This window comes from Candidatus Eisenbacteria bacterium (genome assembly GCA_018831195.1).
GTDB lineage: Bacteria > Eisenbacteria > RBG-16-71-46 > CAIMUX01 > JAHJDP01 > JAHJDP01.
In genome coordinates, this window is sequence record JAHJDP010000042.1 from 259,648 (window position 1) to 266,270 (window position 6,623).

6 protein-coding genes are annotated in these 6,623 nt (G+C 55.4%); all 6 read left to right on the plus strand.

The window, feature by feature from the left end; all coding sequences use genetic code 11:
• Positions 1-2 precede the first annotated feature (2 nt).
• A complete protein-coding gene (locus KJ970_09235) occupies positions 3-1,745 on the plus strand; it encodes a hypothetical protein (protein ID MBU2691101.1) in 1,743 nt (580 codons plus the stop codon).
• Positions 1,746-2,360: 615 nt separating this feature from the next.
• On the plus strand, positions 2,361-3,545 hold the full coding sequence (locus KJ970_09240) for a hypothetical protein (GenBank protein MBU2691102.1): 1,185 nt from the start codon (positions 2,361-2,363) through the stop codon (positions 3,543-3,545).
• 383 nt (positions 3,546-3,928) lie between these two features.
• The gene (locus KJ970_09245) at positions 3,929-5,140 is read left to right on the plus strand and encodes a Fic family protein (protein ID MBU2691103.1); all 1,212 of its coding nucleotides are present in this window, start codon (positions 3,929-3,931) and stop codon (positions 5,138-5,140) included.
• A gap of 421 nt (positions 5,141-5,561) precedes the next feature.
• Positions 5,562-5,798, plus strand: a complete 237-nt coding sequence (locus KJ970_09250) for a hypothetical protein (GenBank protein ID MBU2691104.1) — start codon at positions 5,562-5,564, stop codon at positions 5,796-5,798.
• On the plus strand, positions 5,795-6,226 hold the full coding sequence (locus tag KJ970_09255) for a DUF2924 domain-containing protein (GenBank protein MBU2691105.1): 432 nt from the start codon (positions 5,795-5,797) through the stop codon (positions 6,224-6,226). The genes KJ970_09250 and KJ970_09255 overlap by 4 nt, the downstream gene beginning before the upstream one ends.
• A 38-nt stretch (positions 6,227-6,264) precedes the next feature.
• Positions 6,265-6,623: recombinase family protein (locus KJ970_09260; GenBank protein MBU2691106.1), on the plus strand; the 359-nt coding region annotated here is incomplete at its 3' end.

Sequence of the window (6,623 nt, forward strand, 5' to 3'; positions counted from 1 at the left end):
GGATGAATCGAAACCTGAATCTTCTGCAGATAGGGATCATCTCAATCAGCGCGGTGGTGCTGTTTCTTTGCCTCGATTGGGGTCTTCCATCACAAGACCGCCTTGACATCCTTCTTTCAGGAATCCAGATTACCGATCAGCTGCGAGCCGATTTGAATGAATCGACAGAAGAGTATTTTGGAGATAGGGCCGATGCGGAGCGGGGTGCGCTAAAAAGAATTGAACAGCAAAGCCCCCCCACGGCATATAGAGCCCATCCGCTGGGACCGATACTGACGCAGGAGGAGACTTTTCAGGCGTTCCGCCGGTATATCATTAGCAGCAGCGCGGATGACGAACGAGAACCCTACATCGCATTGGGAAGGATGAATCCAGCGGAGTTCGATTTCGATCCCAGAGGATTCATGTACGGGGGAGCCTACCTCTATCCACTCGGAGCGCTTCTCGCCTGCATGAAGTTCGTCGGACTCTTCCATCCCGACGAGGGCATTGGTTATTTTGTCGATCATCCCAACGACGTCCGCAATATGTACCTGGCGGGAAGAAGTCTTAGCGCCCTCGCGTTTCTGGGCGTGATGTTGGTGTTGGCGCTGCTCGGCAATAGACTGGGAGGAATCATTGCCGGGAGTTTCACAATGCTCGCCTGGGGATTCTCCACCTTGGCGCTCAACCAGGCTATCCTCTCAAAGCCGCATGTTTGGACCTCATTCTGGTTATTATTGGGAGTTTATTTCTTGCTTCTCGCTGAAAAGGGAAAAGAGAACCGATATCTCTTTCTAAGCGGGATAGCCATGGGCCTTGGGGCGGGGAGCAATATTTTCGCGGGACTGAGCGCCGCTGCCTTTGGCGTTGCACTTATCCGCGGAGAGCGGCTTCGTTCTAAAGTGGGACGCTTTGTTTTATTGATAACAATTGCATTGATCACTTACGGAATCACCAACCCCTACGTTTTTATCAATCCAATGATGTACCTTGCGACGATCCTTTATCATGGATCGCGCGAGGGTTATGGGTACTTGGTTCTGCAGCTAAGCGAGGGGCTGAAATGTCTCGCCGAGATGGTCTTTAAATCATACGCCTTTCCCATAAGCCTTGTCGGTATAATGTTTGCCTTGAAGTCCGCGCTCTTTAACACCCGTCCCTTGAAACATCTCTCCCGGGCCTGGCTGATATCTTTGCTCCTTCTGGCCTTTACCGTCGGCGTTCCGCGCATTCTGCTCTTTTTAGGACCCGTGCTTTGTCTCTTCGGGGGTCTCGCAGTGAAGCAGCTTTTAGGCTCACCGTTTTTTGCCGGATGGGGCCGGCGGGCGATTCTGGTGATGCTCATCCTCGGCCCTGGATTCTATTCCGGCTGCCTCTTTGCCCATCACTCGATTGCCGACGATGCCTGGGTGGAGCCGACGAAGGCATGGATAAGATCGGTGGGGACCGATGAGGAGATTATTGTGGGGCTCTTTGGACCGCCGGAACCGAGGAACACCCCCCCCGTGCCATTTCTTCGAAGCAAGATTATCAATCTTAGTAAATACGAGGGGGGGAGTCATGATCCTGAATATGTGCTTATCGGCAGTCACGCCCGGGATCGTCATGCTTGGGATGCGCACCCTCTTCGCACCCAATACCAGTTGCTAGAAGTCCTCGGCTACCACATGTCGCATGAGTGGCTTCCCTTCCTTCGAACCAAGAGTCAATCGCATGCAGGGGCGTGGGTTTATGTGAAAGGGATCGCGAAGGCGTCCGATTGATTGCTGCTGCGTGTTATTTCATTACAAAGAAATTGTTCATGTCGGGGGACTCCCTGAAAGCCAGGGGCCAGCATTGCGCCCCGCCCACCGCGCGGTTCCCGGATCCGGACCAGTGGCTGTTAACCGGAAGGGTATTGGTTCGAGTTGCACGCGGGGAGCCGGGATGAGCCGCCTCGAAATGGGGCGGCTTTGTTGGTTGACGCAGACGCCGGTGATGAGAGTTGCCGGGTGTGGCTATATGTGTAAGTTCTATAGGGTTTTGCGGTTGCGGCATTCGGGGTAGGATTCTCTGTTCGTAGAGGGTGTCGCTCGGATGCCGGTCAAAATCTTCGAAATTGGCGTGGGATGGCCGAAGTTCTCTGAGTCTCTGCTGTCGCCCGACGAGTTTTGAACGCTCGCGTCCGAACCGGGGTTCCGCGTGAGACGGTTTTCGAACTGGAGATTGAATCTGTACTATCAAGGCTCCGACAGGACCCGCCATCTTCAAGGTGATGTGCGGTGCTGACCAATCGTGAATTGGCACTCCTCCTCTGGGGAGCGGTTCTATTTCTGTGGTTTTTTTCGAGGTCGAGCACTCGCTCCTCTGCCGCACAGGTTGTCCGAGCTGCTTTCAGCGTGAAGATTCTCATCCCGTTCCTGGTGTTTGTCGGGTGGGTCGGTCTGGAAATCTGGCTTGCGACCAAGATTGTAGGTTGGAGTGTTGCCTTGACGAAGGGTGCAGTGGTCTGGTTTATCACTGCCGGTATTCTGCTCTTCGGCGGGTTCGCAGAAGCATCAAAAAACCCCCATTTCTTTCGCTGCAAAGCCATCGAGACCCTAGCATGGCCGGCACTGATCGAGTTCTACCTGAACCTATACCAATTCCCGCTCCTGATGGAGATCCTCTTGCAGCCGATTCTCGCAGTCTTGACCGTTGTGTCTGTCATCGCGTCGCAGGACAAAAAACTACACCGGGCGAAGGGCTGTGCCGAAACGCTGCTTGCGTTCGCTGGACTTACTTTTCTGGCGTACGTAACCGTCCAAACGATCCGTGGCTGGGAATCGCTCAATAAGATCGGTATCCTCTTCGAGTTCGCGCTACCCATCGGGCTCACCGTCGGGGCGTTGCCCTTCATCTATTTCCTGGCTGTGTACGCGGCCTACGAAGTGGCGTTTGTCCGCATGGAGTTCCGGACTAATATCGGTCATCTGAGGGGTGCCCGGAACCGTCTTGTCGTTCTCATGGGTCTGGGGTTTCGCTTGCGAGAGATCTCGAAGGTTTCATTCTACTGGCTTCGCCAGGTTGCCGAGGCGCCCTCCTTCCGGGAAGCGTTGTACATTATCCGGCGGTACCGGGATGATCTCAGGCGCATTGAACGCCAGAGGGCGGAGGAGAAACAAAGGCTGATAGATTTCGCTGGCGTTAATGGGGTCGATGCGGAAGGCCAGCGGCTCGACCGTCGCGAGTTTAAGGCGACCATAGATGCGCTTCTCTGGGTCAGTACCTGCATGGGTGGCTGGTACAACAGAGAAAACCGGTACCGGACTGACATCCTAGACATTCTCCAGGGTAGCTTCGACATCCATGGACTCAGTGACCCGCCCGGAATTGAACTTCTCGTCTCGCCCAACGGTCAGTCGTGGTACGCTTGGCGAAGAACTATTACGGGATGGTGCTTTGCTATTGGCGCAGCTGGCCCTCCGCCTGATGAGTGGCGATACGATGGTGCCGAGCCGCCTGACGGATTCCCTGGTACGGAGCGCTGCTGGGGTGCGTCCAGTCTCTCGATAGAATCCAACCTAAACTGGCATGCGGTATAGAGACTAACAATCACCCCATAAGCACATCCCCCCTCACACACCGATTGGTCAACATTCTTAGGCGACGGCAATACTCCTTGCCGATGCTGGATAGCGCACGCATTGCGCTCGGACCCTGGGTGCTACTCTTTACGATCTCGCGGCGCAACTCCAATTGCCTCAACGGGAACAGGATTTTTGGATGGAGAGGGGTGTTGTCCACCACCAAGGAGATATGGAGGTTTTCGAGGGGTACGCGACTGGGCGGAAACGGCCGAAGAATTGCCTTGACATCGGGACACAATCTGTCGTTTATTAATTATAGAGCAGGACATAACGCTGGCTTAAATGGTCATAATGACTTGTTGCGTAGTTAATTATAGTGGACAGAATGAGGGACGCAAATGGGGCCAACAAACAGGACATACGAACGAACCCATCCATGGATCACATTCGGACTAGATCTGGGGAAGTTCAGCTACCGAAGCTGGCTTCTCTTGGGAGAAGTCCAGTCGAAGGCGAATCATGTGGCAGGGCTACCGCTTCTGCCAAAGGTCCGGGACGAGCTTCACCAGCTCTTTCTCGCTAAGGGGATCCACGCGACCACAGCGATCGAGGGAAACACGCTCACTGAGGAAGACGTACTTCGGCAGCTCAAGGGTGAACTCCAGGTCCCGCCATCCAAAGAGTACCTTAAGCAGGAGATCGAAAACGTTCTAGAAGCCTGCAATTCAATTCCGGGCCGCCTTCGTCCGGGTGTTGATCCCCGCATCGAAGTGGACGACCTGTGCCACTGGAACTCCTTGATACTCAAGGGACTCTCATTCGCTGATGGTGTAGTTCCTGGCAGGATCCGCGAATCCCTGCAAGTCGTAGTTGCCCGCTATCCCGGTGCACCGCCAGCCGACTGCGCGTATTTGCTTGATCGTCTGTGCCACTGGCTCAACACCGGTTTTGAGGACCTCGAGCGTGATGAACGTGTTGCTGCCGCCATCTTGAAGGCCATTCTCGGGCACCTCTACCTTGCGTGGATTCATCCATTTGGCGATGGCAACGGCAGAACCGCTCGCCTCTTGGAGCTGTTCATTCTTTTCTCGGCCGGGATTCCGTCGACGTCCGCGCATCTGCTCAGCAACCACTACAACCAGACCCGAGGTGAATACTATCGCCTCCTTGCAGCCTCCAGTCGCACGGACTCCGAAGCCGGCGTTCGCGACTTTGTCCACTACGCTCTGCAAGGATACGTTGACAATCTCCGGGAGCAGATCGAACAGGTTAAAAAACAGCAACTGTCGGTCCACCTCGTGAACTACATTCACGGACTCTTCCGCGATAAGACTGGCACCGCTACTGCGAGGCGAAGAACCCTTGCCCTTGCTCTCGTCGGTCAAGATCGGCCAGTCCCATCGTCGGCGATTCGCACGGTCACATCCAAGATCGCGAATCTATATTCACGTAAGACCACGAAGACTGTGCAGAGAGACCTCAATGTCCTGAGGGGGTTGAATCTGATCAAGGACCTTCCTGACGGCATCGAAATCCGGCGTGAGCTAATGATCGAGTTTATCCCCGCGCAATTCCCGCGCGGACCTCAGAGCCAAGTGTCTGCGTCATGAAAAGAGCGCAACCCGCCGCCAAACAAAGCATGGAAGGAGTCACTGACTCTCATTTTTATTCTGTCGGCATTAGTGGATTTGTGTTTTTCGAGTCGGTTGCAGTTGACTTGCAGATGCTCCATACAATTCTACCCGTCCTGCTCTCTGGGCCCTTCGAAAAATGATTCAGATAGCGATGGGAGGAAGTCAACGTTGACTGATCCAGAAGAATGTGTAAGCATGGTGTAGTGAAAGTAGGATCGTTGCCCCGATAGGGGGCGGCGTTATATACCACCAGACAGCGGCCCGGCCGCAAAGCGGAAGGCGTTGTGGGTGTTGGCGAAGGCAGCCATCCCATATCGTCTTTTTTGTTTGCCCGGGCTGCCAACTTCCAACTCCCCTCATGAAGTAGCCTCCCGCTCCGGCTCGCCCCGGAGGGAGCATGGATTTCCTTGAAAATCCCGAAGAGATGATGCCCGAGCAGCGCCTGCGGGAGCTTGCGGCGATCCTGGCTGCTGGTTTCATCCGCCTCAGAAACCGAAATCCGGAGCTTGCCTCCACACCCGATCAATCTGCTGCGTCCACCGAGAAACCACTGGATGTTTCCGGCCACCCAAGCAGTTGTTTGGACAACGGGTTAACAGGCAGAGACCCGGTTCAAGAGGAGGTCCCGGAATGACACCACGCGTTGCCAGGGAGATCGAGAGACTGAGCGACATGACCGTCGCCGAACTCCGGGAGAAGTATGGCGAGGTCTTCGGTGAGGAAACCCGATCCCGTCACAAGGATTTCCTCCGGAAGCGCATCGCCTGGCGGCTTCAGGCAAATGAGGAAGGCGGTCTATCCGAGAGAGCCTTGCGCCGGGCCAAGGAACTTGCCAACGAATCGGATCTTCGACTTATCGCTCCTCGAGGCCGAACTGAGGTCCACCGGTTCCGGCCGTCCCATGATCGACGGCTTCCCATGCCCGGGACGGTCATCACCCGGGAGTACCGGGGCCAAACGATCTCCGTGATGGTCCTGGACGAGGGATTTGAATACGAGGGCGAGGTTTATCGATCTCTATCCGCGATGGCGAGGAAAATCACTGGCACCCAGTGGAATTGATTCCTCTTCTTTGGAATCGCCAAGAGGGGGAACGGGAGATGACCGCTCGCAATCGGACCAAGACGCTCAAGAAGGTGGAGGTCGTACGCTGCGCTATCTATACCCGCAAGTCCACGGACGAGGGTCTCGACTCCGACTTCAACTCCCTCGACGCCCAACGGGAAGCGGCAGAGGCTTACATCGCCAGCCAGAAGGCGGAAGGCTGGACATTCCTCCCGGACCGGTACGATGACGGCGGGTTCAGCGGTGGCACGATGGACCGCCCGGCGCTACGGCAGCTCTTGGCCGACGTGGAGGGTGGGAAGGTTGATTGCGTTGCTGTGTATAAGCTCGATCGATTGTCCCGCTCGCTTCTCGATTTCGCCCGACTGATGGAGATGCTTGAGAGTCATGGCGT

Coding starts and splice junctions, on each gene's coding strand:
- KJ970_09235 (MBU2691101.1), top strand. CDS start 3: ATGAATCGAAACCTGAATCTTCTGCAGATAGGGATCATCTCAATCAGC.
- KJ970_09250 (MBU2691104.1), top strand. CDS start 5,562: ATGGATTTCCTTGAAAATCCCGAAGAGATGATGCCCGAGCAGCGCCTG.
- KJ970_09255 (MBU2691105.1), top strand. CDS start 5,795: ATGACACCACGCGTTGCCAGGGAGATCGAGAGACTGAGCGACATGACC.
- KJ970_09245 (MBU2691103.1), top strand. CDS start 3,929: ATGGGGCCAACAAACAGGACATACGAACGAACCCATCCATGGATCACA.